The organism is Peribacillus frigoritolerans (assembly GCF_040250305.1).
Lineage (GTDB): Bacteria > Bacillota > Bacilli > Bacillales > DSM-1321 > Peribacillus.
The window spans coordinates 4,176,108-4,201,132 of record NZ_CP158190.1; the positions used below are offsets into that span (position 1 = coordinate 4,176,108).

Sequence of the window (25,025 nt, forward strand, 5' to 3'; positions counted from 1 at the left end):
TCAGTCACTTCACATATAACAATACCGGTACAATACTAACCTGCCGTTAAGGGGGCTGAATATTCAGTAAAATTTGTGTGAATTCATCATTAAATTTTTTGAATAGCTTGAGTAAAACATCCATTCTGCATGCTATATTCCTTTGTTACTAACCGATTCATGAACTCCAAGTCATGAAAAATGCCCAGCATTGTCGTTCCTTCGTTCATTAGCTGTTCAAGCAGGGTTTTCACCTTCACTTTAGAATCGTGGTCCAAACTTGCAGTCGGTTCATCCAACAGAAGGAGCCGCGGCCTTTTCACCATTGCTCTTGCAATATTTAACCTTAGCTTCTCTCCTCCTGAAAAAGTAGCAGGGTAACTGTCCCATAGCCCTTTTCCTATTTCAAAGTGATCGAGGATTTTTTCTGTTTCAATATTGGCCATTTGCCTGGTTTGTCCCATTTCAAGGATGGCCCCGGTAACGAGCTGCCTTGCTGTAGTTCTTGGCATGACATTTAAAAATTGGGATACATAGCCTATCTCATGCTTACGCAGGTAAATCATTTCCCTTTCTGTAGCTCTCGCTAGATTAATCGCACCATAGTGGGAAGAATCATACCAGATGTCTCCTTCTTGAACCCGATAGGTACCATAAATCGATTTTAGGATCGTTGATTTTCCGCTGCCGCTCTTGCCTGTAATGCCAATAAATTCGCCTTTTTTCACTGTGATCGTAATATTGCTGACCGCATGGATATTCTTGCGTTGATTATGTAAAATAAAAGACTTGGATAAATCATTGATCTCCAATATGTTCTCCACTTTGCCACCCGCTTTCTAAAATTTATATCCTGTAATTCGTTTTTTGAATCAATTTTCCATCTACAATAACAGTTGTTATTACAGGGAAATCACCAGAAATTTTTTCAATAATAAGTATGTCAGCCTTTTTCCCTTCACGAATCGATCCAATTTCGTCCTCCATCTTAACTGCCTTTGCGGGATTAATCGTAACTAGCTTGAACATATCGACAAGATCCATCCCATGGTTTTCGACTAATTCAAACATTGAATGCAGAAGGGCCGCAGGGTAATAATCACTGCATAATATGTCAATGCTTCCATCCTGAATGGCTTCAGAGGCACTTAAGTTCCCACTGTGAGAACCTCCTAAAAGCACATTTGGTGCACCGGCTATAGTATACATCCCCATATCATGGGCCTTACGGGCAATCTCAAGTGTGATTGGAAATTCACTAATACTCGTTCCAAAGCTGTTAACCAATTCAAGCTTCTCTATTGAATCATCATCATGTGAGGCAACAGCAATATTGTTTTCCCTTGCCAGCAGTGCGATTTCCTTCATTCTTTCAATCGTCAGCTTTTCTTTCACTTGATGAGTCCGGATCATGACATCAATGGCTTCATCACTATAATCGTTATACCCTCGTAAAGTGTTTCGATAAATCTCTAGATGCCGATACTGCCCTTGTCCTGGAGTGTGGTCCATGAATGAGACCAGATGCACTTTCTTTTCCGAAACATATTCTCTTAGACTATCAATATCCTCCAAATTATCGATTTCATAACGGGCATGAAACCGATGACGTACTAGGTGCTTCATCTTATGTGTTTGATCAATCAAGTCAATAAGCTTCCTAACATTCTCCGGCTCCCGAATTGGCTTATATGCGTATTCAGTGGATTTATAGAGCGATAGAGAGTGGAACATGGTCGTGATTCCGTGCGTAATCAGTTCCTTTTCCGTTTCTCTTAAGCTCAAATTAAAATTCATTAAAGAAGTCGGGCGCGGCGCAGTCATATGTTCAATATAATCAGAATGGAGATCAATGAAACCAGGTGAAACATATCCGCCCATAGCATCCAGCACTTCCATCTCAGGACTTCTTTCAATTTCTCCCACAGGTGCAATCCGGCAAATTCTATCATCCTTAATTAAGAGATCATGGTCCATCAGGATCGAGTCTTCCGTTATTATTTTTCCATTTTTAATCAGCAACAATGTCTCTTCCCCCATTTTCGGTTTAGTTTCTTTTACAGCAGCGAGTGTACCAATTGCTGGGTATAAGGATGCTGTGGATCTTCGAGTATTTGATCTGTTAAACCTCGCTCGATTATTTTACCCTCCAGCATAACGAGCGTACGGTCTGCAAGCATTCGGATTACGCCCAAATCATGGGATACCAATACAATGCTAATATTCAAATCTCTTTGAAGACCTTTAATTAAATCCAATACACTTGCTTGAACTGATAAATCTAAACCCGTGGTGACCTCATCCAAAAGCAGTATGGGAGGATTGTTGGACAATGCTTTGGCTATCTGGACCCGTTGCTGCATTCCCCCTGAGAAATTCCTCGGGTCTTCTTTCATTCGATGAATGGGAATATTGACTGCCTCAAGGAGCTCGGCGCCTCTTGTTTCCATGCTGCCAACATGTCTGTTCCCAGCTGAAATCAACTTCTCGGCAATATTGCCTATCGAGGAGAAATCCATTTTCAACCCTAGAATCGGGTTTTGATAAACCTTCCCCATCAAGTGGTTTCGAACGAATCTTTTTTTCTGGGCAGACTCGAGGAATAAATTCTTTTTTCCATCCTCAAAGCCAGCCACAAACAGTTCTCCATCTGTTACTTCTTCGTCAAAATACAAACTTTTCATTAAAGTGGATTTACCGCTGCCGCTTTCCCCTACAATTCCGAGAACTTCACCGTGATACAAATCGAACGTCACATCTCTGCAGGCATATATCGTCCCGCATTCGTGGCAATAGTTTTTCGTCACTTTTCCTGATTTCATTTGCTTGCATGCCGAACATCCGTCACCATACTGTTTGTTCATTTGTTTAACCGATAATACGGGAACCTCAAGCACAGACATTTAATTCACTCCCAATGATTGTTTTTGATTGACCATTTCAAGGCAATTGCTTGTATCATTGCATTGGAAATACGTTTCACCTGATTCCTCATCAACAAGTTCATCCAAAAACACATCATTGGACCCGCAGAGAATGCAAGCATGATTTGCAAAGGACTCGATTTCAAATTCATAATCATCAAATGCCAAAGATGATACATTTGTATATGGGGGTACTGCATATACCTTTTTCTCCCTGCCTGCACCTAACAAAATGAGAGCTTCATTACCGTCCAGCTTGGCATTATCGAATCTTGGTATTGGACTTGGTGCCATGACATACCTGTCGTGAACCATCACCGGATGGTCTGCATCCGTCGCCATTATTCCGTACTTCATAATTTGTTCAAATAACATAAGCCATGCTCCGCTATACTCTCTCTCAGCATGCAGCTTTTTCGTTTCATGTTCGCTCGGCTCAAAATTCCTTAAAGGTTCCGGTAACGGAACTTGAAGAATTAAAATCTGGTCTCGTTGCAGCGGCACTTCCGGCACCCTATGTCTTGACTGGATTAAAGAGGCTTCTTTTGTGCGATCCGTTGTCCTTACCCCAGTGGTATCAGATACGAGTTTTTTTATGTTAACGGCATTAACGGATTCATCCGATCCTTGGTCGATCACCTTAAGGACGTCATCCTTTCCGATCAATGACAATGTCAACTGCAAGCCGCCCGTGCCCCAACCTCTTCCTATCGGCATTTCCCTTGAAGCGAATGGGACTTGATAACCGGGAATGGCAATCGCCTTCAGTGTTGCCCTTCTTATTTCCCGTTTCGACCCTTCATCAAAGAATGCAAAATTATAAGTCTTATTCATGCAATCCAACCTCCTGCTCTGTGGTCTTATCTTTTGACTTCCGAATGCTATCAAGCTTGGATTGGAACGTAACGTAATGAGGCATCTTCAAATGGGAAATGAAACCCGTTGATTCCACTGAATCTATATGATAAAGAACGAATTCCTCGTTGTGACTTGGAAACTCCTTGTTTGGTTTTTCCAGACAATTATCCAAGATGCCCATTGCGATTGCTTTCGTTTCATTTTGTCCCATGCACATGCCATAGCCAACTTCAAACTCTATTTCTTTTTTGCCTTGTTCTTTCTCTACCGTAAGCGGAATGAGCATCTCTACCTCGGTTGCTGTGAAGTCCCCAATATAATAGCTATCTTCCTCTTGCCCTTCGTCCAGCAGCGGGTGATCGAGATGGATGGGCAGCTGTCCTACGCGCAGCTCCCCTACTGTCGGGTGCAGTGCACCATATCCACGGATGACTGCATAAGCAAGTGATGTCACTGCACCGGTTTGGCCTCTTGTTAAAATTTGCAGGCGTTCACTCCGCATTGAAGGAAACTCCAGACTTTTCCTTGTCACATCCCCAGGCTGCAAATCATTGTTTTCACAGCTTGCTAATAAGCCTTCACTTCTTAAGTAGTCCAAAACTTTAGGCAGGGAGTTTAAATCAGCCATATCGTTCTGATATTCTGTTGAATGATCTTCCTCTTGAAAAGCCCGTAACCAATCTTGAATGCTTATATCCGATTCATTTTCCAGCTCCGAATCTAGTAACCGATGCGTATAATCGGTCGTGGCACCTAAAATCTGTCCGCCAGGTACATCCTTAAAACTCGCTGAAATCCGCCGTTCCACTTTCATATTTTCAGAACTGATCACCCGTGAAACATGTTTTCGCGGCAAAGTGGATCGATAGGCTCTCAAGAGGAAAACAGCTTCTTCCGGATTGCCTTCAGCCTGTTTAATGGCAAGTGCAGCCAGTGATTGATCATACAAACTGCTTTCTGACATAACCTGATCAATCAATCCTCTCATCCCGGCTTCTATCTTATGCAGCTCTATAGCCGTCCCTTTTTTGACCCGTTCATACTTTAAGCGTTTGATGGATTCCTCAATCGCCTTTGTTCCGCCCTTCACTGCAACATATCCCATATAATCTCACCCCCATTTTCTTTGATTTGAGTCGTTCTCGGTAAAGCTATTAAACGATCTTGTTGATCAACAAAATACATATCGATTCCTAACGGGAATTCTATGTTTTTTTCGTTCCTTGCACCAAGCCAGGCGGAGACATTCGGGAGGCTTATGAAAGATTCCTCTTGAATTCCCGGTCCAGAAAGGATCATTGAGTCCCCTTTCGTCACATCCGGTACTTCTAGAATGATCATCGCCGATTCATGAGGGTTCAATAGATTTCCTACCTTTGCTTTATTCAGTGCTTCCTTCATTTGCTCGTCGGAGGCATCATGTAAAATAAAGATAAAATCCGCTTCCGGCAAATCGACAGGCTTTGAATAAGTAAGCTGATTAATCATTCTTGACACCGCCTCCTCCTCCTTTGCAATGACCTTAAAAGTCACTTCAGGGTCAAGTACAGTAAGTGCAAGCAGGATAGTAGAAGATAAGCATTCCATTTGAACATCCAATGTCTTGGCTTCCCTATCCAAAACCATTAAAGTTCCAGGTCTTGAAGTCGCCGTTACAAGCTTTCTATAAACAGTTTGTATATCATGAACTACATCCAAATTCATTGCTTTCCCCCCTCTTATTGAACATCCATTGTTTCAAAATTAACCTTGGTTCTTAAGATTGATCGATTCAGCTCTTGAAGATTTTTCTGTATATTTTTCTTCTCATTTTCTAAAACATGTGACCATAATCTTGTTTCGCCAAGGTCAGCCTCATAAGCGGCATCAATGATCGCTAAACTATGCGCCAGTTCTTCCCGATGTCCCTTAACGATACCAATCCCGATTGAATCCTGGATTTGTACCGTGCATTCAGTCACCAGCATTTCCCCTAGATAAAACAAGCTCTTTTTTGCCGTTTCCCTTGTCTTTAGCAACACGAGGGCACTCTCTGGCTTTTGAATGACGGTAACTTTATATTTCATTGCTATTTCCTTGGCAAATTCCTTCGCAATGTCCTCAGAGCCTTGAATCAAAATCTCGGTTCTTTCCCTTCTTCTCATTCCAATGGCCTCCAAATGTTTTAGTTTCAAGCTAACATCTTCACTGTATCTTGTTGCCAAGTGAACGTACGTTAAGAAAGAGTAAATCTTTGTATGAAATTTGTTAAAGCCGGGCCTGCACTATTCAAATTTCGTGCTTCACTCGTGAATTCGGAGCATTTACTCGTGAGTTCCGTACTTTTACTCGTGAATTCGGGACATTTACTCGTGAGTTTCGTACTTTTACTCGTGAATTCAGGGCATTTACTAGTGAATTCGACCGATATCTAGAATGGAAGTTTTTATATAACATATGTGAAACAATCGCTCCGATAGATTATGTTCGTGTGCTCAAGGACTTGATTGCTCCGCTTATCCCGGCATAATGATTCTACTTGCAAAAGTGGAATTAAACTTGAACACTGCAAAATATCCCGTTCGAATAGAGTGGGAAAAATCACATTCAGCGTGCTCCTGCTGGATCCGAATTCTACAAAGCCACGCTGCCGATAATATTGAAACATGGAGGTTATATCCGGACCGTCCTTTTCTATTTCAGGAAATGTTGATTTTGCTACAAAAGATGTATGAAGAGCAATCGGGAAATCGTCCATTAACCTAAGCCTGCCAATTTTAAAGACCTTGTCATCACTTTCCACCCCAAGGCTTTGAAAGATCTTCTGATCATAAAAAATTTCTTCGCAAAAAATAGTACTCGTTTGAAAGGAAAACTGAAATTCTTTCATTTTCTCGGTGAAACTAACATCTCCGGATAGAATTAACGGAATTTGTTTTTTTGTTTCCTGGACATAACTTCCCTTACCTTGCTTTGAATAGATAAAGCCTAAATCTTGAAGCTGCTCATATGCCTTCCTGACAACCATTCTTGGTACATTAAATTGATCGGCGAGTATATGCTCTGAAGGTAACTTTTTATCCAATTGAAAGGTCCCACTCTTAATTTCAGATATCAAATGATCCACTAAAAAGTTTTTTTCCGCCAACAGAAATCCCCCTTTACATATTCGATCTGCATAATACCCATTTTTCCTTGTTAATGTCAGTGTAATGAGCAAATATGAAGCTACCATGATTTTCTTGTAAAAAAAAAAGTCCTGGTCAATTACCAGAACAAAAGAAATACTTATCATATGAATCTTTTCAATACATCCTCCTGCATTGTTCAGTCTTTCAAATGGCTTATCCAGCATATTTAGCAGGCCGCTTTCACAGCAAGATTCCTGGTTTAATGAACATCATTTAATGGCCATGCTTTTTTTCCTTAATTTCAAAGCATCCACACATTCCTTTCCTGGGCTCATACTGCCAAGACGAATCGGCTTCTCCCCATAATCTCCATGAAAATCCGAACCTCCTGTCTTAATGAGATTATATTGATCTGCATATGAAATCGCTCTTTCCTCTTCTGCATGCCCATGATGAGGGTGAAGAACTTCAATCCCTTCAAGCCCTGCTTCTACAAGCTCTGGAATAATTTCGAAGCTCCCGTATTGACCAGGGTGAGCAAGGACCGGCACGCCTCCGGCAGCACGAATCGCCTTTACAGCAAGAATGGCATCCACATACTCCATAGGAATGAAGGCAATGCCTGGCTCTTCTCCATTTTGGCCGCGACTGAAGATCTTCTTATACAAATCTCCATAGATGGAATCCGTATACCCCGATTCCCGCAGCGCTAGCATAATATGCTGTTTATAAACACCGGTTCCTCCCCTGAATTTAGTAACCTGATCCCAAGTTATTCGATAGCCTGCATTGATTAGTCGTTCCACCATTTTTTCAGAAGCTGCATTCCTTTTTTCAATCAATGGATTACAAAGCTCCTCAAGTGCCTTATGACCAGGCTCAACAAAATAGCCCAAAATATGTACACGCCTGCCTCTTGCAAAGTCATAACCAGAAACTTCTATACCAGGGATGATTTCAATTCCTATTTCCTTTCCCCGTTCCACCATCTCTTGCAATCTTATCGTTGTATCATGATTTGTAATTGCTAAATGACCAATGCTCTCCCTTTTTGCCACCTCCAATAGTTCTTCAAAAGAACTGGAACCATCTGAAATGTTCGTATGACAATGCAATTCAACCTTCATGCCAATCCCCCCATTCTTTTTTGTTGCCTATTATCATTTTAACTTAGTGCCATGTCGGTCTCGTTAAGAAGATGTAAAAAAACGTAAAGGTGTAAACGTCATACAAATTGGTGAAAATACTTAAGTATTTCAGGCTGTAGACAAAAAAATCCAGTTGATTTCAGAAATCCGCTCCCTTACCGCCGACTGTCTGCCAAGCCGCATCAAAGTAAACGTCTCCGGGGTCTCGGCTAGCCAGTTATTCGGCAGGAGTGTCGCGAATTTCTTCCATCCATTAAGGAGTACAGGAAAAAAACATGAAAGATAAACTAGTCTTAAACATGGTTTAGATGAGCCCGGCCTGCAGTTTTTTCTTTTAAAAATTCCAGTTGATTTCAGAAATCCGCTCCCTTTCCGCCGACTGTCTGCCAAGCCTCCTCGACGCAAGCGTCTGTGGGGTCTCGGCTAGCCAGTTATTCGGCAGGAGTGTCGCAAATTTCTTCCATCCATTAAGGAGTACAGGAAAAAAACATGAAGGATAAACTAGTCTTAAACATGGTTTAGATGAGCCCGGCCTGCAGTTTTTTCTTTTAAAAATTCCAGTTGATTTCAGAAATCCGCTCCCTTTCCGCCGACTGTCTGCCAAGCCTCCTCGACGCAAGCGTCTGTGGGGTCTCGGCTAGCCAGTTATTCGGCAGGAGTGTCGCAAATTTCTTCCATCCATTAAGGAGTACAGGAAAAAAACATGAAAGATAAACTAGTCTTAAACATGGTTTAGATGAGCCCGGCCTGCAGTTTTTTCTTTTAAAACACAAAGTTGATTGGAACGGAAGGCGCGAGACTCCTGCGGGAAAAGCGTGGCATGGGAGACCCCGCAGGCGCGCCGAGGAGGCTCCCGCCCGCCCGCGGAAGGCGAGTGCCTGAAGTGGAAATCAACGTTCCCATTTTACAAACCCACAAAAAAATGTTGGCAAACAAATATTATCTAGTTTGTAGACAAAAGGGTTCTAAATAAAACAAAGTTAATTGGAACGGAAGGTACGAGACTCCTGCGGGAAAAGCGAGTGCCTGAAGTGGAAATCAACGTTCCCATTTTACAAACCCACAAAAAAATGTTGGCAAACAAATATTATCCAGTTTGTAGATAAAGAAGACCTATCTTTTAACACAAAGATGATTGGAACGGTAGGCACGAGACTCCTGCGGGAAAAGCGTGGCATGAGAGACCCAGCAGGCGCGCCGAGGAGACTCCCGCCCGCGGAAAGCGAGTGCCGGAGTGGAAATCATTTTCGTTGTCTATTTCGCTTCCTATCCTGTTACGGATTTTCCATCTAGCTGAAATAAAATCAAAATAAAACCAATAAAAATTTTGACTTACTGTCAAAAATGATGTACATTACCTAATGGGCGAACAATTTTTATTAAAAAAGACAAAAATATTCGTATATAGAGGTGCATAACATGGAAAACGTGTTTGATTATGAAGATATTCAATTAATTCCTGCAAAATGTGTAGTAAATAGCCGTTCTGAGTGTGATACATCCGTTACTCTAGGTAAACATACATTCAAGTTACCTGTAGTACCTGCCAATATGCAAACGATCATTGATGAAAAGATTGCCATTTACTTGGCTGAAAACGGTTACTTTTATGTAATGCATCGTTTTGAGCCAGAAAAACGACTGACTTTCATTAAAGACATGCATTCAAGAGAATTGATCGCTTCAATCAGTGTCGGCGTTAAAGAAGAAGAATACGGATTCATCGAACAATTATCGAATGACAACATTGTGCCTGAATACATTACGATAGATATTGCACACGGACATTCCAATGCCGTGATAAAGATGATACAGCATATTAAAAAACATTTACCTGAAAGTTTTGTCATTGCAGGAAATGTGGGAACTCCTGAAGCGGTACGTGAATTGGAACATGCCGGTGCAGATGCTACAAAGGTGGGCATTGGACCAGGGAAAGTATGCATCACTAAAATCAAGACTGGATTTGGAACAGGCGGCTGGCAATTAGCTGCACTTCGCTGGTGTGCAAAAGCGGCAAGCAAGCCAATCATTGCTGACGGCGGCATTCGCACAAACGGTGATATTGCCAAATCAGTTAGGTTTGGAGCTTCGATGGTCATGATCGGATCACTATTTGCCGGACATGAAGAATCTCCAGGTCAAACGATCGAGAAAGATGGAAAAGCCTTTAAAGAATACTTTGGTTCAGCTTCTGAATTCCAAAAAGGTGAAAAGAAAAACGTTGAAGGCAAAAAGATGTTTGTCGAGCACAAAGGATCTTTGGAAGATACGTTGAAGGAAATGGAACAAGATCTTCAGTCTTCCATTTCATATGCAGGCGGAACCAAGTTGGAAGCCATCAGGAACGTGGATTATGTGGTCGTAAAGAATTCAATCTTTAACGGTGACAAAGTTTATTAAGAAGGAACGTAATAAAGAACGGCCTAATCAATGGATTAGGCCGTTTTTTATCATTATACCTTTTTAACAAATTGGGATTTTAATTTCATTGCACCAAAACCATCAATCTTGCAATCAATATCATGATCTCCATCAACTAGACGGATGCTTTTGACTTTAGTGCCCATTTTTAAGACGGATGAGCTCCCTTTCACTTTAAGGTCCTTGATTACCGTAACGGTATCACCATCATTCAAGGTATTTCCATTAGCATCTTTGATAACCTTCTTTTGATCACCATTTTCGTTTTCCGCTTCCATCGTCCACTCATGGGCGCATTCCGGGCAAACAAAAAGACTTCCGTCTTCGTATGTATATTCTGAATCACATGCAGGGCAATTAGGAAAATCAGGCATAAATTCACTTCCTCCATTCATTATGCCAATTTTAATATAATAATGGTTTACACACAACCAGTAGTCTATTACCTCCCCTCCTCTAGAACCTATAAAGGTTTTACTATATACTTTTAAGAAAAAGCTGGAAAGTGCGGTGAACCCATTGTTTAAACTTCTTTTGATAGAAGATGATACGACGTTATTCAATGAAATTAAAGATAGATTGGCGCAATGGTCTTATGATATTTACGGAATCGGCGATTTTAGTAAAGTGGTTCAGGAATTCACGGACATAAAACCTGATTTGGTCATCATTGACATACAGTTGCCGAAGTTTGATGGATTTCATTGGTGCAGAATGATCCGGGCCCATTCCAATGTTCCCATCATCTTTTTATCATCACGCGATCATCCAACCGACATGGTGATGTCCATGCAGCTTGGAGCCGATGATTTTATCCAGAAGCCTTTTCATTTCGATGTACTCATCGCGAAGATACAGGCCACACTTCGCCGTGTCTATAATTACAATACCGAAAAGATCGAGTTGAAAACCTGGTGCGGCGCAACTGTGGATTATGAGAAGAACACGGTATCGGCCGAGACGGGCACAATCGAATTGACGAAAAATGAAATTTTCATTTTGAAAAAGCTCATTGAACAGAAAAACAAGATCGTAAGCCGCGAAGAATTAATCAACAGCTTATGGGATGACAAACGTTTCATAAGCGATAACACCCTTACAGTGAATGTGAACCGTTTACGAAAGAGGTTGGATGAACTGGGCTTAGGGCATTTTATCGAAACGAAGGTCGGACAGGGCTATATCGCCGTGGAAGAGGCAAATGCATGATCAGAAAATATCTCGTGGAAAGGTTCAGCTGGATCACATTCTACATACTTCTTCATCTATTCATTATCTTTGTCGCCTATCTTGATTCAGCCATTCCGTTAAGGCCAATACTGTATATTGTTTTTTTATCGTTGCTCATATTCAGTATGTTTCTGATATTCCGCTATAAAAAAGAAACATTTTTTTATAAAAGTTTAGAAGCGCGGGAAGACAACCTGGATATTACGAATATAGCCGAACCAGAAAGCCCTTTCGAAAAAATCATAGAAAACAGCATCATTAACCAAACCGAAATATTGAAGCAATCCGCAGCAATCGGCCGAATGACTTTAGAGCAGGAGAAGGATGAATTATTATCTTGGATTCATGAAGTGAAGACACCATTGACGGCGATGCATTTAATGATTGACCGCTTGGATGATGAATTGCTGAAATCACACTTGACTTATGAGTGGCTGCGCATTCATCTTCTTCTTGATCAGCAGCTCCATCAAAGGCGCATGCCTTTTATCGAAAATGATTTGTATATAGAGAAAACCGATTTGGAAACAATAATCTTTGATGAGATTAAAACGCTGCGATCATGGTGCATTCAAAAAGGAATCGGCTTCGACATACAATTGGACGTAACCGAAGTGCTTAGTGATGCCAAATGGCTGGCCTTCATCATGAGGCAGCTCTTGACCAACTCCATTAAATACAGTGAGAACTCAGATATCACGATTTATAGCCATGAGCGAGCCGGACAAACGGTTCTTGAAGTGAAGGATTCCGGACGGGGCATTGACCCAAAGGATTTATCCCGCATATTTGATAAAGGATTTACATCCACGACAAACCATCGTGACAATGCGGCAACCGGCATGGGGTTATATTTAACCAAGAATGCGGCCGAGTCCCTATTCATCACCATTGATGTGAAATCAGAGCTTGGAACCGGGACGACCGTTACCTTGACCTTCCCAAAAAGAAATGATTTCGTGAATATCACAAGCATGTGACAAAAGTGTCACATGCTTTTATTCTTTGTTCGTCCAAACGAAGGAAAAGAAATACATGGCCTTTTATAATGAGGATATAGAAAAAAAGGAGTGTATCCAAATGAATATATTAGAAGCGAAAAAAATCCATAAAAGCTATGGTAATAAATTCAATAAACAAGAAGTATTAAAGGGTCTCGATATAAGCATACAAGAAGGTGAATTCGTAAGTATCATGGGTGCTTCCGGTTCAGGAAAAACGACTTTGCTGAATGTCCTTTCCTCGATCGATAAAATCAGCAACGGCACCATTACGATCGATGGTAAAGAGATTTCAGGAATGAAAGAAAAGAATTTGGCCGAATTCCGTAAGAACCACTTGGGCTTCATTTTCCAGGAATATAACCTATTGGACACATTGACTGTCAAAGAAAATATCCTTTTGCCCTTATCCATTACTAAAACGCCCAATAATGAAGCGGCACAAAAGTTTGATAGCGTGGCGAAGGAACTGGGCATATATGAAGTGAAGGATAAATACCCAAATGAAATTTCCGGTGGTCAAAAACAGCGTACGTCTGCAGCGCGGGCTTTCATCCATGATCCAAGCATCATTTTTGCGGATGAACCGACTGGGGCGCTTGACTCCAAATCAGCTTCCGATTTACTGAACAAACTGAGCGAAATGAATAAAAAGCACAAAGCGACCATCATCATGGTAACCCATGATCCCGTGGCCGCCAGTTATTGCAGCCGAGTCATTTTCATTAAAGACGGACAAATATATACACAATTGAATAAAGGTGAAGAATCAAGACAAACCTTCTTCAAGGACATCATGAAAACACAAGGTGTATTGGGAGGGGTTCAAAATGAGCATTAATCAACTCATCTTGCGAAATCTGAAAAAGAATCTGAAGAACTATTATCTGTATGTGTTTGCCCTGATCTTCAGCGCTTCCCTTTACTTTGCTTTCGTCACCTTGCAATATGACCCAGCGCTGGATGAAGCGGAGGGGACGGTAAAAGGTGCCGCCTCCATCAAGGCTGCATCAATCCTGCTTGTTGCGATTGTTTCCATATTTCTTTTATATGCCAATAGCATTTTCATTAAAAGACGCAGTAAAGAAATTGGCCTATTCCAATTGATAGGCATGACGAAGAACAGGATATTCCGTATTCTGAGTGTGGAAAACCTGATCCTGTATTTCTGTTCCGTATTCCTGGGAATCTTTGTAGGGTTTGCCGCTTCAAAATTGATCATCATGATCCTATTTAAAATAATGGTTGTCGAGGCAATCGCGACTCTTACATTTTCTTTTCAGCCGCTAGTGCAAACCGTGCTCGTTTTTAGCGCCATCTATCTTTTAATCATGTTGATGAATTATGCCTTCATTAAAAGGCAAACCATTCTATCATTATTTAGAGTGACTTCAATGACGGAAGGAAAAGTGAAAAAGGTTTCGATGTTCGAAATGATCATCGGGATATTCGGGATCATCCTGATCATTGCTGGCTATGTCGTTTCATCCAAATTATTCGATGGAGCATTTACACAGATGACCGAGCTTTTCATGGCCATGATCGTCATTCTGGCAACCGTCATCATCGGTACCTACCTATTCTATAAAGGATCTGTAAGCTTCATCTTTAATATCATCCGTAAAAAGAAAAATGGCTATTTGAACATCAATGAAGTATTGTCCCTTTCATCCATCATGTTCCGGATGAAATCGAATGCGATATTATTGACGATCATCACGACCGTTTCCGCTTTGGCAATCGGTTTATTATCATTAAGCTATATCTCCTACTACTCAGCGGAGAAAATGGCACAAAGCAGTATCCCTACCGATTTTTCGATGACGGATAAGGGAGATGCAGATGCATTCAAAGAAGCTTTATCAGACAGTAAAATTGATTATGACGCAAAGGTGATTGACGTCATTCAAGTGGATGTCAATGTAAAGGAAATAATGGAAACGAGCCTCGAAGGAGTGAACTTCGATTCGGACATCATGACCGTTCCCGTCATCAGTGATGAATCCGTTAAAGGAATCAACCTTGCTGAAGATGAGACCCTTTTCAGCGGATACAGTAGTATGATGGAGAAGGTCATATCCTTAAAGGATTCCGGAAAGATTGAACTGAAGGGCAAAAATGAAGTGATTCCACAAACATATATGGGTTTGAATGATGATACCTTCCTGTCCTATTACTTCACGAGTGGCGGATTGCCCGTTGCCATTGTAGACCAAACGATATTCGACCGTTTGAAAAAGGATGTCGACCCGAAAATCCAAAAAGTATCATCCGTTAATATCGGCATTGATGTGAAGGATGAAGCTGAACTTGAAAAAGCGAATGATCTATTCAGTAAAATGAATTTTAAAGAAGAACATGTAAATGATTCCCAATTAGAAAATTTCACCAACCAGAAGAAGAATATGGGTCTTATGATGTTCATCGTCGGCTTCTTGGGATTAACTTTCCTCATCACATCCGGATGCATCCTTTATTTCAAGCAAATGGATGAAAGTGAAGGGGAAAAATCCAATTATACGATTTTAAGAAAACTGGGATTCACGCGTGGTGACTTACTAAGAGGAATCCAAGCAAAACAAGTTTTCAATTTCGGCATTCCTTTAGTCGTCGGGCTGCTTCACAGTTATTTCGCAGTCCAATCAGGATGGTTCTTTTTCGGGACCGAAGTTTGGACACCGATGATCATCGTCATGGCATTATACACGGCATTGTATTCGATCTTCGGGATCCTATCCGTATTTCATTACAAGAAGGTCATTAAAGAATCTCTATAATTTCGAAGATACTAAAAGCTCCAGGGCCAATGAGGCCCTGGAGTTTTTTTCCGTTTCCCTTTAAAGTACCCCAGCCGGTTTCATCATTTCCTTGATCAATTCCCTATTGCGCTTTTTAAAGATTTCATTATGGGAAGAAACCATTCCTACTCCGTGAGCGTCAGGCTGGATATATTGTTTTGCCTTGTTTACGGCATTTGCTGCATCTTGAAAAGTGCCTGCTATCAGGTTCAATTTACCTTCATGCTTTAAGATATCACCGGCAGCGTATATTCCATCCATCGAGGATTGACTTGCAGAAGTACCTTCAATATAATAATTGTCGGCAATGGCAATGTCCACTTTACTATTTCGAAGCAGCGATGTATCACGCTCATAACCATGATTGATGATGACCTCATCGATCGGTAAGTAAGAAACCTCTCCCGTTGCTTGATTCGTCAGTTCAACATGTTCAATTGATTCATGATCATCGCAGGCGATCAATTTTGTAATCGTCGTATTCAAGAAACAAACAGCAGAGCTTTCCATCAATTGCTTTGCTTGTGATTCATGTCCTGCTAAACTATCTTTCCTGTATGTCAGATACACCTTTTTGGCGATGGGCTCCAATTCATTTGCCCAGTCTATTGCAGAATTCCCGCCGCCTGAAATGATCACCGTCTTATCCTTGAAACGATTGAAGGACTTAACAGTATAGTTTAAATTGGAGACTTCAAACCTTTCTGCTCCGTCTATTTCCAACTTTTGCGGATTCAGGATTCCCCCGCCAACCGCGACAATGATCGTCTTGGAATAGTGCGTTTGACCTGAAGCCGTATGTAAAACGAAGATCCCCTCTTCATTACGTGTGATTGATTCCACTTTTTCATTCAAGACAACTGTTGGATTGAATGTTAAACCTTGCTCCACTAGCTGCTCAATTAATTTTTCCCCAGTAGTGGGTGTCAGCCCTCCAACATCCCAAATCATTTTCTCCGGATAGACATGAATTTTCCCGCCTAGCCGTGGCTGGTATTCAATCAGTTTAACTTTCATTTCTCTAAGTCCGCTATAAAAAGTGGAGTAAAGGCCTGCTGGCCCTCCTCCAATAACCGTTACATCAAATAAATCTTGCTGTTCCATTTCCGTCCACTCCCCGGTAATCAAGTGTGATTGATTATCATTCTCATTTAATCGTACACCCTTTTCTCACTTTTTACAATATGGATTTATTAAAAAACTCTGTTCATTTTAAAAATCAACAGAGTTTTTTATTTCCAATCACTATAACTTACCATTCATTAAGTGCGTATGAATGGTAAACGGAATATTGGAGTACGGGTATGGACATTGATGAATATTATTCCTAAATTACTTTTATCCTCTGTCTTAACCTAATTATTGATAGTATTAATAAGGGAAATAAAACTTGCAAGTGATGGCTGCTACGAAATACTCCTGCTTGTAGTATCATTATGCCTTTAAACGTATCACATCAGCTGTTATCTCAAAATAACGTATTAGATTTATTACTGTAGGTGTAATGGTGGTTGGCGGTTGATAACTACTTCCCCTTGCTGTATGAGTTGATATGCTTTCAAAGCCATTTCAACGTTTAATCTGTTCTCCGGCATATCAAAATCAAGATCAAGAATCTTTTTTATTTTTTCCAGCCGATGATAGAGTGTTTGTCTTACAACATGCAATCTTTGAGCAGTAAGCTTCTTTGAGCGATCAAGCTCAAAGTATTTTGCTAAAGTCAGAAGCAATTCCGTTCCATATTCCTTATCATAGGATATTAAAGGAGAGAGATAGTCTTCAATAAAATGGACTGTATCTTGATCATGCTGAATTAATTGTATCAGCCGAAAGATGCCAAGGTCTTCGTAAAAGGCACTTGTTGAAAACGTACGATAATTTAAAGCTAACTGCGCTTCTCGATAACCAGTATGAGCATCCAAAAGTAACTGGTATTGTCGCCCAACGCCTATACGGATTTGGCTAGATTCACCTTCTTTAACATATAGCAAGGCATTGATCACTTTCAAGAAGCGGGCCTTAGAGGAATCGGCAGTTCCAAGATCAATAGCTAATACAATGATCTGGTTTCTCACTGATGTGATATAGGGTGTAAAAGAATGTTTTGCGAACCCAGATCGAATTTTTAAAGAATAATGATAAATAGCGGATTCATTTTCTTCATCCGATAAACTTAATGTAGACGGATGAAAAACATCTTCGATATCAACGATTGCAATTCGATAACGTATAGAAGCGTGCTTAGATTTTAACGAAATAAATCCCCTTGCTTGTTCCTCATTATTGATGCGTCTATAAAGTAAATCATTTAGCCATGTAGATTCTAACCGTAATCGTTTTTCATCCAAATAATGTTTGCGCAATAAGTCTTGTGAGATCGCTAGAGAAGCACGATCAAGGATTAGGTAATCAAATTCATCCGATTCACGATCTAAAACCATAACAAGGTACGCCCAGATTTGATCCATTGCTCCGATCGGTTGGAGAAGAATAGTATGGTTTAATGCCTTCCATTCAACGGGCGAATCATTTGTAATTCGGTCATGCCAGTGTTCTTTATCTTCATAAATGGTTTGAAGTAGCTTTTCCATGAATTCATTTTTCAATCCTGGAATCGAAAAAGGTGTTCCATCTATAGGAAGATAGATAATTGGTGCTTCTGTCTTCTGTTGCAACAACTTTAAAATATTGGATAACCCATGAGTTGTGAGTGACAATGAATGGAACTTTCTTGAAATAGAATCTAATGTAACCAACTTCTCATGATGAGCATTAATGATATACGAATGTAGATCCTGTGCTATTTCGACGAAATTTATGAATTCTTTGAAAATAATAATCGGAAAGTTATACTCATTTGCCATCTCGATCATTTCTTTAGGCACCTTTTCGAAGTGGTGTCCAAGTTCTATACATAAACATGAAGCGTTACGTTCAATAAGATTTAACAAAAATGAAGTATTAGAGGAGTCTCTCCATTCAAACCCAAATCCGGTGGAGAGTATCAGTTCCCCTCCCTGAAAGATGGTATCATCAAAAAACGGAATTTCAAGGACATGTGTCCATTTGACTTGACGGTGCAACCCGTTTGCCCCCGCAACTACCTCCGTCTTTGAAAAGAGTGGGCGCTTAAGAACATCTTGTACTGTAAGCATATGTACCTCCTCATTTTATAATAGTTAGCTGTATCATCTTATTATAACTATACTAGAAAGTCTAAGCCCATAAAATATGGAACCCTATCTCTGTTTAACCCCTTTACGTGCTTTGATGAAAGACCTTAATCAACCTGATAATCTTTCATAATTCACACTATATTTCATCAGTTATATGTGTGCAGTACTGAAACTTAAAATGACCAATAGAAAACAATGGAAAAATTATTATTTTTCCCCAATGCTATATTCCTAAAAGTTCAAGAAGACCAAAAGTGCTAGGTTAAAAAAAAACTAATATAAATTTAACCCCGTGTCTAATGAAAGGGCTATCATTCCCCTGTAAGATTTTAGAATGTTCAATAAATTAAATGCAATTAAAAAGGAGAATGAACAATGATAGTAGGAGTTCCTAAAGAATTAAAAACTGCAGAGACTAGAGTGGGATTAAATCCAACATGGGTAAAAAAATTAACAGCTTACGGTCATGAAGTACTAATACAAAGCATGGCAGGTGAAGCTAGTGGTTTTTGTGACGAGAAATATGTTTTGGCTGGAGCAAAAATAGTAAACACGATTGACGAAATTTATGAGAAGGCAGAATTTGTTGTTAAAGTGAAGGAACTTCAACCCTATGAATACGGCCTTCTTAAAGAAGATCAAATGATAATGGCATGGTTTCATTTGGCGGAAGATGTAAATCATGAAATGACACAGGCATTACTAGATAAAAAAGCAATTTCATTATCAATGGAATTAATCGTTTTACCTGACGGGACAAGACCTACGATTAAACCAATGAGTGAAATTGCAGGAACATTAGCAATGCTTGAAGCAGTCAAATATGCTCAATATGGTTATGGCGGAAAAGGAATACTTCTCCGGAAACTGGCCGGTTTACCTTCGAGCAATGTACTCATACTTGGTGGTGGCAATGCTGGACTCAATACTGCGCAAGTTGCTGTGGGTCTTGGATTGAATGTAACCATCATGGAAGCATCAATGAAACGCATTGATTATTTGAACAATCAGTTGCCACAGGTGGACATTTTGGGTTGGGATAAAGATATGATGTTCGAAGAACTTATTCAAAGTGATGTTTTAATTAATACAATTTATCCGATGCCAGGGGTAACCGAGCCTCTCATTACACGAGAGATGGTCAGTAAGATGAAACCTAATTCTATTATTATTGATATTGCAGGAACGGGTATAATTGAAACCTCACGTTATACGACTTTAGAGGATCCAGTTTACTACGAACAAGAAGTCCTACATTACTGTGTCCCGAATATGCCGGCTCTATGTCCACAAACCTCGACAAACATGATGCTGATGACAACCGGCCCATATATTATGAACATTGCGAATAATGGTTTGAAAGAGGTTGTAGAAAATGATGTAATAGTAAGAAATTGTATCAGCACTTTGAACGGTGAAATTGTTCATCACGAAGTTGGGATCAATCATAACATGCCTTATACAGATATAAAAACGGAGTTACTATTGTCAAAATAATAAAGCGTCCTTAGAGTCATCTCATATTCTACGTTTCATTTCGATTGATTAGAAATTGGTGTACACGTTATTGAACAGGTCGCTATTAAAGAAATTCCAGGAGTCAGTAAAGATGCCGGCGAGAAGATTTTTGCAGGAATTATCTTTGTTATTCTGCAGACGGAATTCCTTACGAGGAATGGGGAAACAAGACAACAAATTCATGGATAATTCAAAGCAGGCTCCGCATCTTACTGACTTTTTTATGATTTCTAGAAAAACACGTATTAAAAATAGCTATGGAAGTAAAAATTCAGATCCCATTTCTTGTGAAAGGTTAAATCAGGTAAAAGAGGAGAGTATTTTACATGTCAAAGCTAATGAAAACAGATAGAACACTGACACTCATTCCAGTTGTGTTGTTTGGTTTTTCATTTATGGGGTTAACCACAGCTTTTACTACATATGGTATTGCGGCTAATATTTCTCACGGTATGGTTCCGGGAGCAATGATAGTTGCTCTAGTGGTAATGATGTTTACTGCTTACAGTTATGGGAAAATGGCAATTGCGTTTCCATCTTCCGGTTCTGCTTATGTTTATACGCAAAAATCGATCAATCCCTCTGTTGGATTTCTTGTCGGATGGGTGATCTTAATGGATTATTTATTTATGCCAATGGTGAATTATTTAGTATTTGGTATTTTTTTCTCAGCAGCCTTTCCAACAATTCCAAGTTACATCTGGATTTCAGGTATGCTGGTGCTCGTCACTTTTATTAATATTAAAGGATTGAAGTTTGCCACAAATGTAAACGCATTCATAACGATTTTCGCTTTACTTTTTATCCTTATCTTTATAGGTTTTTCTATTAAGGAAATTTTTATGGGCGAAAGCACAGCAACTCTTTTATCTCTTGAGCCATTCTATAATTCGAAAGAACCCTTTTCTTATACAATAGCTGGAGCAGCATTATTATGCTTTTGTTTCCTTGGGTTTGAATCAGTTACAGCGTTTGCGGAAGAAACAGTCAACCCTAAGAAAACAATTCCCCGAGCAGTTATTTTAATTACTCTTGGTGGTGGTTTAATCTTTACAAGTGTTTCATATTTCTCGTATCTAGTATGGCCAGAGTATAACACATTTAATAATCCTGATTCGGCTGCCTACGAAATTATTAAACTTGTTGGTGGAAAGGTGATGTACTCAATATATCTTGCGCTTTACGCATTAGCTGTATTGGGTAGTGCCATGTCGTCCCAGGCAAGTGCGTCACGAGTCCTCTATACGATGGGGCGAGATGGACAGTTTCCTAAAAAGTTCTTTGGCACCCTGCATCCGAGATATAAAACACCCGTAAATAATATACTGATCATTAGTTTTGTCTCTTTGCTTGCTTTATTTTTAAGTTTAGATCTTGTAGCATCATTTATTAATTTCGGGGCGTTTCTTGCGTATACTTGTGTTAATATTGCCGTAATTGCTCATTATTATATTAGAAATAGAGAACGTTCGGTAAAAGGAACTGTCTTATATTTATTTGTTCCTATTATTGGAGCTGCTCTTGATATTTTACTACTTGTGAATCTTGATGTGCACTCAAAAGTACTTGGAGTAAGTTGGTTAATAATAGGTTTCATTTATTTACTTGTATTGACAAAAGGACTTAAAAAACAGCCGCCAGTATTGAAAATCGAAGAAAATTATAGTGTAGATTTAAAATAAAGTCACGATGTTTATAAAAAAGATGAAAAACGGATTTAGACACAAACTATTGTCGGTATGAGACCTACAGGTCATTACTGAATTAATCTATCGAATGGTTATCTAACGAAATTGATGTCGTAAATCAATCCTCAAAATTCTAAAAAGAAATAAAGAGAATCGGGATAGAACTCAGTGAAAAAGTGCAGCAATCCTTCATCCCTACTCAAGGATGAAAGATTCTGCACTTTCTTCGGATGAAAGTTAGCTTGAACGAGGTCTTTTCCCGTCTGCTATAAGAAGGTTGATGCGATCTATGAGTTCAGGTAGTTCCTCCATCGTTTTGATGGTGAAGTCTGCGCCGTTTTGCATAAAGATATCTGCCGTTTTAGAGATGAGGTTTTGTTTATCTCGTTCTGGCAAACTTGTATACTCATCCAAACTCAATCCCATCTCGGAGCTTCCGACAATGATTCCGACCGACCATACTCCAGCATTCACTGCCTCTTGCATGTCGGAAATGGTATCGCCTACCTTCACTACCTTCCATGATGCCGTTAATTTCAATTTTTCCATATTCCGATAGATCATGTAAGGATAAGGCCTGCCAATTGAATGGGTTGTATCCGGGGTTACATGGAAATCCGGCCCATACCCTTTTTTCAAAGCATTTGCTACGACGACCTCCATCATTGTATCCGTATATCCCGTTGTCGATCCAATCTTCAGGCCGCGATTCCTTAGTGCTTCCACCGTCTCAATAACCCCTGGAATGGGATCTGTATAATCCGCCAATGACATCATCAATGCCGGTTCGAATTCAGCATATAGTTTTTCAACGTCTTCCTCATTGAATGGCCTTCCGTATTGTTCCTCCCATAACGAAGATATCCTTGGCATGTTCAGCATCGCACGAATATGGTCGATTTTCAGCATGCCCATCGGAGCTCTGGCTTCCTCCATCGTCACGTCCAGTCCAGCATTCTTAAAAATATCAACAAAAACATTCACTGGTGCAAAACATCCAAAATCCACTGCTGTTCCAGCCCAATCCAAAATGATTCCCTCTACCTTATTCATACTGTCACCACTTTCATATATTTTTCTACGATCCTGCCAAGTTCCTCGATATCTTCTTCATGGATTTCGCCAATATTGCCGATCCGGAATGTATCTATGTCAGTCAGCTTTCCGGGGTAAATTACGTAGCCCCTCTCTTTGATGAAATTGTAGAAGTCCTCAAAATCAAAGGTTTCAGATGGAAAAAGGAATGTTGTAATGATAGGCGATTGTTTATCAGGTGAGATGTATGCATGAATGCCCAATTTCCCCATCAGCTCCCTCAGCCTATCATTATTATTTTTATAACGGGTGAATCTCGCTGGGATGCCCCCTTCTTCCGTTAATTCTTCCAGCGCTTTAGCAAAGGCGGCCACTACATGTGTTGGAGATGTGAAGCGCCATTTCCCATCCTTGTCCATCTCTTTCCACTGATCATATAAATCCAGGGACAAACTGCGGGCATTGCCTTCAGAAGCCAATAATTTCTCAAGCTTTGCAATGACGAAACCAAAACCGGGGATTCCTTGAATGCATTTATTCGCACTGCTGATCAAATAATCAATTCCGAGTTCAGGCACATTCATCTCCACTCCGCCAAAGCTGCTCATCGCATCAATAATCAAGGATTTCCCTTGTTCGTTTGATATCTTCGAAACCATCTCTATCGGATTTAAAATCCCTGTCGTCGTTTCACAATGAACCATCGCTATATGTGTGATGTCACGATCATCCAGTAAAATGTTCCGGATTTCAGCTTCCTTTGGATATTCATTGTACTCAACGCCATATTCAACATGATTCAGACCGATGCACTCCGCCATTTTCACAATCCGCTTTCCATATGCGCCATTCGTAATGATCAGCACTTTATCGGATTTTGAAAGTGCTGTCGTCAGCACAGATTCTACAACAAACGAGCCGCTTCCCTGCATAAGTACAGCCGTATATTCTCCGTTTGCAGCATATGCCAATTCAAGAAGCTGGGATCTGATTTTTTGTGTGATTTCTTTATAATCATTTTCCCACGTACAGCGGTCAACAAGCATTTCCTGTTTCACCGTACTTGTAGTGGTCAGCGGTCCAGGCGTTAATAGTTTATAGGTATTCATTTAACTTCACTCCTCACTATATTTATCATTGTGCTGATTTAAAGAACTCTTGATGCTGTTTTAATAATTCAACCGTTAGGGGCTGCTTGTATTTCTTAGGGTGAGCCGGTTTGTTCTTTTCCGTTACCTTTTCACCTTCATAAAGTGCGACCGGGTAATGTTTCAGCAATTCTTCTCTAGCATCTTTACTGATTGTTTCTGCCATTTTCATTGCTAAACTTGTTTTAGCTTCATTACCTTTATTCACGACAGCAACGGATTCCGTGTAGGAGAAATTCCCCTCAATCGGATCGACGAACTTGATCGGTAAGCCCGACTCTTTAGCCATCACGGCTTGGTAGCGTAAACCAAAACCGGCAGCCACTTCCCCTGCTTGAACTTTATTGATTGGGCCTGAACCTGAGCTCTCAAGATGCGGACCGCTATTTGCTATTAAGTCATGGAGAACCTTTTTCCCCTCTGCGTCACCGTATTGACTGATTATTGCTTGAACTAACAGCCACCCTGTTGAAGAGTCCAGGATATTAGGAATTGAAACGAACCCTTTATATTCCGGCTTTGTTAAATCCTTAATCGAAGTAGGCATCGGCAGGCCTTTTTGTTTAAGCACTTCCGTATTGACAAAAATGGAACCGGTATTTGCCAAAATCGGCGTATAATATGCTGGATTTTTTTCCAATGCTTTTGTACTGAACGATAGGTCCTTGAACATGGCGTGCTGATCTTGGGCACTTTCGATGAAATAAGAACTCATCGTCACGACATCTGCCTCGATTTCAGCGCCTTCTGCGAGCAGTTTCCCTCCTAATTCTGATGTGCCTAATGATTGAAGGACATATTTCCCTTCGTATCCGGCATCTTTCAGGGAAGTCTCCATTGCTGCAGTGGCTTCTTCATCGCCATTCGTATAAATGACCACCTTTTCCTCATCCGCTTTGCCGCTGTTACGGCCCACCAATACAAATACCAAACTTAGAGCAACTAAAGAAAGTAAGGCTATCTTCAACGTTTTAGACATAATATCCCC

23 protein-coding genes are annotated in these 25,025 nt (G+C 40.3%); 8 read left to right on the forward strand and 15 right to left on the reverse strand.

Annotated features, from left to right (window positions below; genetic code table 11):
- Positions 1-89: 89 nt before the first annotated feature.
- Genes ABOA58_RS20430 through phnG form a run of 7 tightly spaced genes read right to left on the reverse strand, consistent with a single transcriptional unit; the run spans position 90 to position 5,905 of the window.
- Positions 90-803, reverse strand: a complete 714-nt coding sequence (locus tag ABOA58_RS20430; RefSeq protein ID WP_350299768.1) for a phosphonate C-P lyase system protein PhnL — start codon at positions 801-803, stop codon at positions 90-92.
- A gap of 22 nt (positions 804-825) precedes the next feature.
- On the reverse strand, positions 826-2,004 hold the full coding sequence (phnM, locus tag ABOA58_RS20435) for a phosphonate metabolism protein PhnM (RefSeq protein ID WP_350299769.1): 1,179 nt from the start codon (positions 2,002-2,004) through the stop codon (positions 826-828).
- A gap of 32 nt (positions 2,005-2,036) precedes the next feature.
- Positions 2,037-2,882 carry an ATP-binding cassette domain-containing protein gene (locus ABOA58_RS20440; RefSeq protein ID WP_350299770.1) on the reverse strand — a complete coding sequence of 282 codons (846 nt, stop codon included), beginning with the start codon at positions 2,880-2,882 and terminating at the stop codon, positions 2,037-2,039.
- Positions 2,883-3,737 (reverse strand): alpha-D-ribose 1-methylphosphonate 5-phosphate C-P-lyase PhnJ, encoded by an 855-nt coding sequence (locus tag ABOA58_RS20445; protein WP_350299771.1) that lies wholly within the window; start codon positions 3,735-3,737, stop codon positions 2,883-2,885.
- Complete coding sequence (locus tag ABOA58_RS20450) at positions 3,730-4,866, reverse strand: carbon-phosphorus lyase complex subunit PhnI (protein ID WP_350299772.1); 1,137 nt, start codon at positions 4,864-4,866, stop codon at positions 3,730-3,732. The genes ABOA58_RS20445 and ABOA58_RS20450 overlap by 8 nt, the downstream gene beginning before the upstream one ends.
- Complete coding sequence (phnH, locus tag ABOA58_RS20455; RefSeq protein WP_350299773.1) at positions 4,848-5,465, reverse strand: phosphonate C-P lyase system protein PhnH; 618 nt, start codon at positions 5,463-5,465, stop codon at positions 4,848-4,850. Before phnH ends, ABOA58_RS20450 begins: the two co-directional genes overlap by 19 nt.
- Before the next feature lie 14 nt (positions 5,466-5,479).
- Positions 5,480-5,905: a phosphonate C-P lyase system protein PhnG gene (phnG, locus tag ABOA58_RS20460; protein WP_350299774.1), complete on the reverse strand. Its 426-nt coding sequence runs from the start codon at positions 5,903-5,905 to the stop codon at positions 5,480-5,482.
- A gap of 93 nt (positions 5,906-5,998) precedes the next feature.
- On the opposite strand from phnG, the gene ABOA58_RS20465 reads away from it, so the two are divergent.
- On the forward strand, positions 5,999-6,175 hold the full coding sequence (locus ABOA58_RS20465; RefSeq protein WP_350299775.1) for a hypothetical protein: 177 nt from the start codon (positions 5,999-6,001) through the stop codon (positions 6,173-6,175).
- An 11-nt stretch (positions 6,176-6,186) separates the two neighbouring features.
- Here the strand turns inward: ABOA58_RS20465 and ABOA58_RS20470 are convergent, their stop codons facing one another.
- Together ABOA58_RS20470 and ABOA58_RS20475 are read right to left on the reverse strand one after the other, a co-directional pair.
- Entirely contained in the window at positions 6,187-6,888 is a 702-nt protein-coding gene (locus ABOA58_RS20470; protein WP_350299776.1) for a GntR family transcriptional regulator, read from the reverse strand.
- A 252-nt stretch (positions 6,889-7,140) separates the two neighbouring features.
- Positions 7,141-7,998 (reverse strand): PHP domain-containing protein, encoded by an 858-nt coding sequence (locus ABOA58_RS20475; RefSeq protein ID WP_350299777.1) that lies wholly within the window; start codon positions 7,996-7,998, stop codon positions 7,141-7,143.
- A 1,440-nt stretch (positions 7,999-9,438) separates the two neighbouring features.
- Here ABOA58_RS20475 and guaC point away from each other — a divergent pair.
- Positions 9,439-10,422 carry a GMP reductase gene (gene guaC, locus ABOA58_RS20480; protein ID WP_034309334.1) on the forward strand — a complete coding sequence of 328 codons (984 nt, stop codon included), beginning with the start codon at positions 9,439-9,441 and terminating at the stop codon, positions 10,420-10,422.
- Positions 10,423-10,475: 53 nt separating this feature from the next.
- Here guaC and ABOA58_RS20485 read toward each other — a convergent pair whose 3' ends face one another.
- A complete protein-coding gene (locus ABOA58_RS20485; RefSeq protein ID WP_350299778.1) occupies positions 10,476-10,817 on the reverse strand; it encodes a zinc ribbon domain-containing protein YjdM in 342 nt (113 codons plus the stop codon).
- 145 nt (positions 10,818-10,962) lie between these two features.
- Between ABOA58_RS20485 and ABOA58_RS20490 the strand changes: the two genes are divergently transcribed.
- The 4 genes from ABOA58_RS20490 (at position 10,963) to ABOA58_RS20505 (ending at position 15,451) form a co-directional block, all read left to right on the forward strand.
- On the forward strand, positions 10,963-11,652 hold the full coding sequence (locus ABOA58_RS20490; RefSeq protein ID WP_054400643.1) for a response regulator transcription factor: 690 nt from the start codon (positions 10,963-10,965) through the stop codon (positions 11,650-11,652).
- Positions 11,649-12,653, forward strand: coding sequence for a sensor histidine kinase (locus ABOA58_RS20495; protein ID WP_350299779.1), 1,005 nt, complete (start codon positions 11,649-11,651; stop codon positions 12,651-12,653). Before ABOA58_RS20490 ends, ABOA58_RS20495 begins: the two co-directional genes overlap by 4 nt.
- Positions 12,654-12,753: 100 nt before the next feature.
- Positions 12,754-13,515, forward strand: coding sequence for an ABC transporter ATP-binding protein (locus tag ABOA58_RS20500; protein ID WP_048689374.1), 762 nt, complete (start codon positions 12,754-12,756; stop codon positions 13,513-13,515).
- The gene (locus ABOA58_RS20505; protein ID WP_350299780.1) at positions 13,505-15,451 is read left to right on the forward strand and encodes an ABC transporter permease; all 1,947 of its coding nucleotides are present in this window, start codon (positions 13,505-13,507) and stop codon (positions 15,449-15,451) included. Before ABOA58_RS20500 ends, ABOA58_RS20505 begins: the two co-directional genes overlap by 11 nt.
- A gap of 60 nt (positions 15,452-15,511) precedes the next feature.
- Here the strand turns inward: ABOA58_RS20505 and ABOA58_RS20510 are convergent, their stop codons facing one another.
- Positions 15,512-16,576, reverse strand: coding sequence for an NAD(P)/FAD-dependent oxidoreductase (locus ABOA58_RS20510; protein WP_350299781.1), 1,065 nt, complete (start codon positions 16,574-16,576; stop codon positions 15,512-15,514).
- 386 nt (positions 16,577-16,962) lie between these two features.
- Entirely contained in the window at positions 16,963-18,627 is a 1,665-nt protein-coding gene (locus tag ABOA58_RS20515; protein ID WP_350299782.1) for a PucR family transcriptional regulator, read from the reverse strand.
- A gap of 396 nt (positions 18,628-19,023) precedes the next feature.
- Between ABOA58_RS20515 and ABOA58_RS20520 the strand changes: the two genes are divergently transcribed.
- Both ABOA58_RS20520 and ABOA58_RS20525 read left to right on the forward strand, forming a co-directional pair.
- On the forward strand, positions 19,024-20,145 hold the full coding sequence (locus tag ABOA58_RS20520) for an alanine dehydrogenase (RefSeq protein WP_063594453.1): 1,122 nt from the start codon (positions 19,024-19,026) through the stop codon (positions 20,143-20,145).
- A gap of 347 nt (positions 20,146-20,492) precedes the next feature.
- Complete coding sequence (locus ABOA58_RS20525) at positions 20,493-21,848, forward strand: APC family permease (RefSeq protein ID WP_350299783.1); 1,356 nt, start codon at positions 20,493-20,495, stop codon at positions 21,846-21,848.
- 243 nt (positions 21,849-22,091) lie between these two features.
- Here the strand turns inward: ABOA58_RS20525 and phnX are convergent, their stop codons facing one another.
- From phnX to ABOA58_RS20540, 3 genes are read right to left on the reverse strand one after another with little or no spacing between them, the layout of a single operon-like run.
- Positions 22,092-22,907, reverse strand: coding sequence for a phosphonoacetaldehyde hydrolase (gene phnX / locus ABOA58_RS20530; protein ID WP_350299784.1), 816 nt, complete (start codon positions 22,905-22,907; stop codon positions 22,092-22,094).
- Positions 22,904-23,998 carry a 2-aminoethylphosphonate--pyruvate transaminase gene (gene phnW / locus ABOA58_RS20535; RefSeq protein WP_350299785.1) on the reverse strand — a complete coding sequence of 365 codons (1,095 nt, stop codon included), beginning with the start codon at positions 23,996-23,998 and terminating at the stop codon, positions 22,904-22,906. The genes phnX and phnW overlap by 4 nt, the downstream gene beginning before the upstream one ends.
- Before the next feature lie 25 nt (positions 23,999-24,023).
- The gene (locus ABOA58_RS20540) at positions 24,024-25,016 is read right to left on the reverse strand and encodes an extracellular solute-binding protein (protein ID WP_350299786.1); all 993 of its coding nucleotides are present in this window, start codon (positions 25,014-25,016) and stop codon (positions 24,024-24,026) included.
- Positions 25,017-25,025 lie beyond the last annotated feature (9 nt).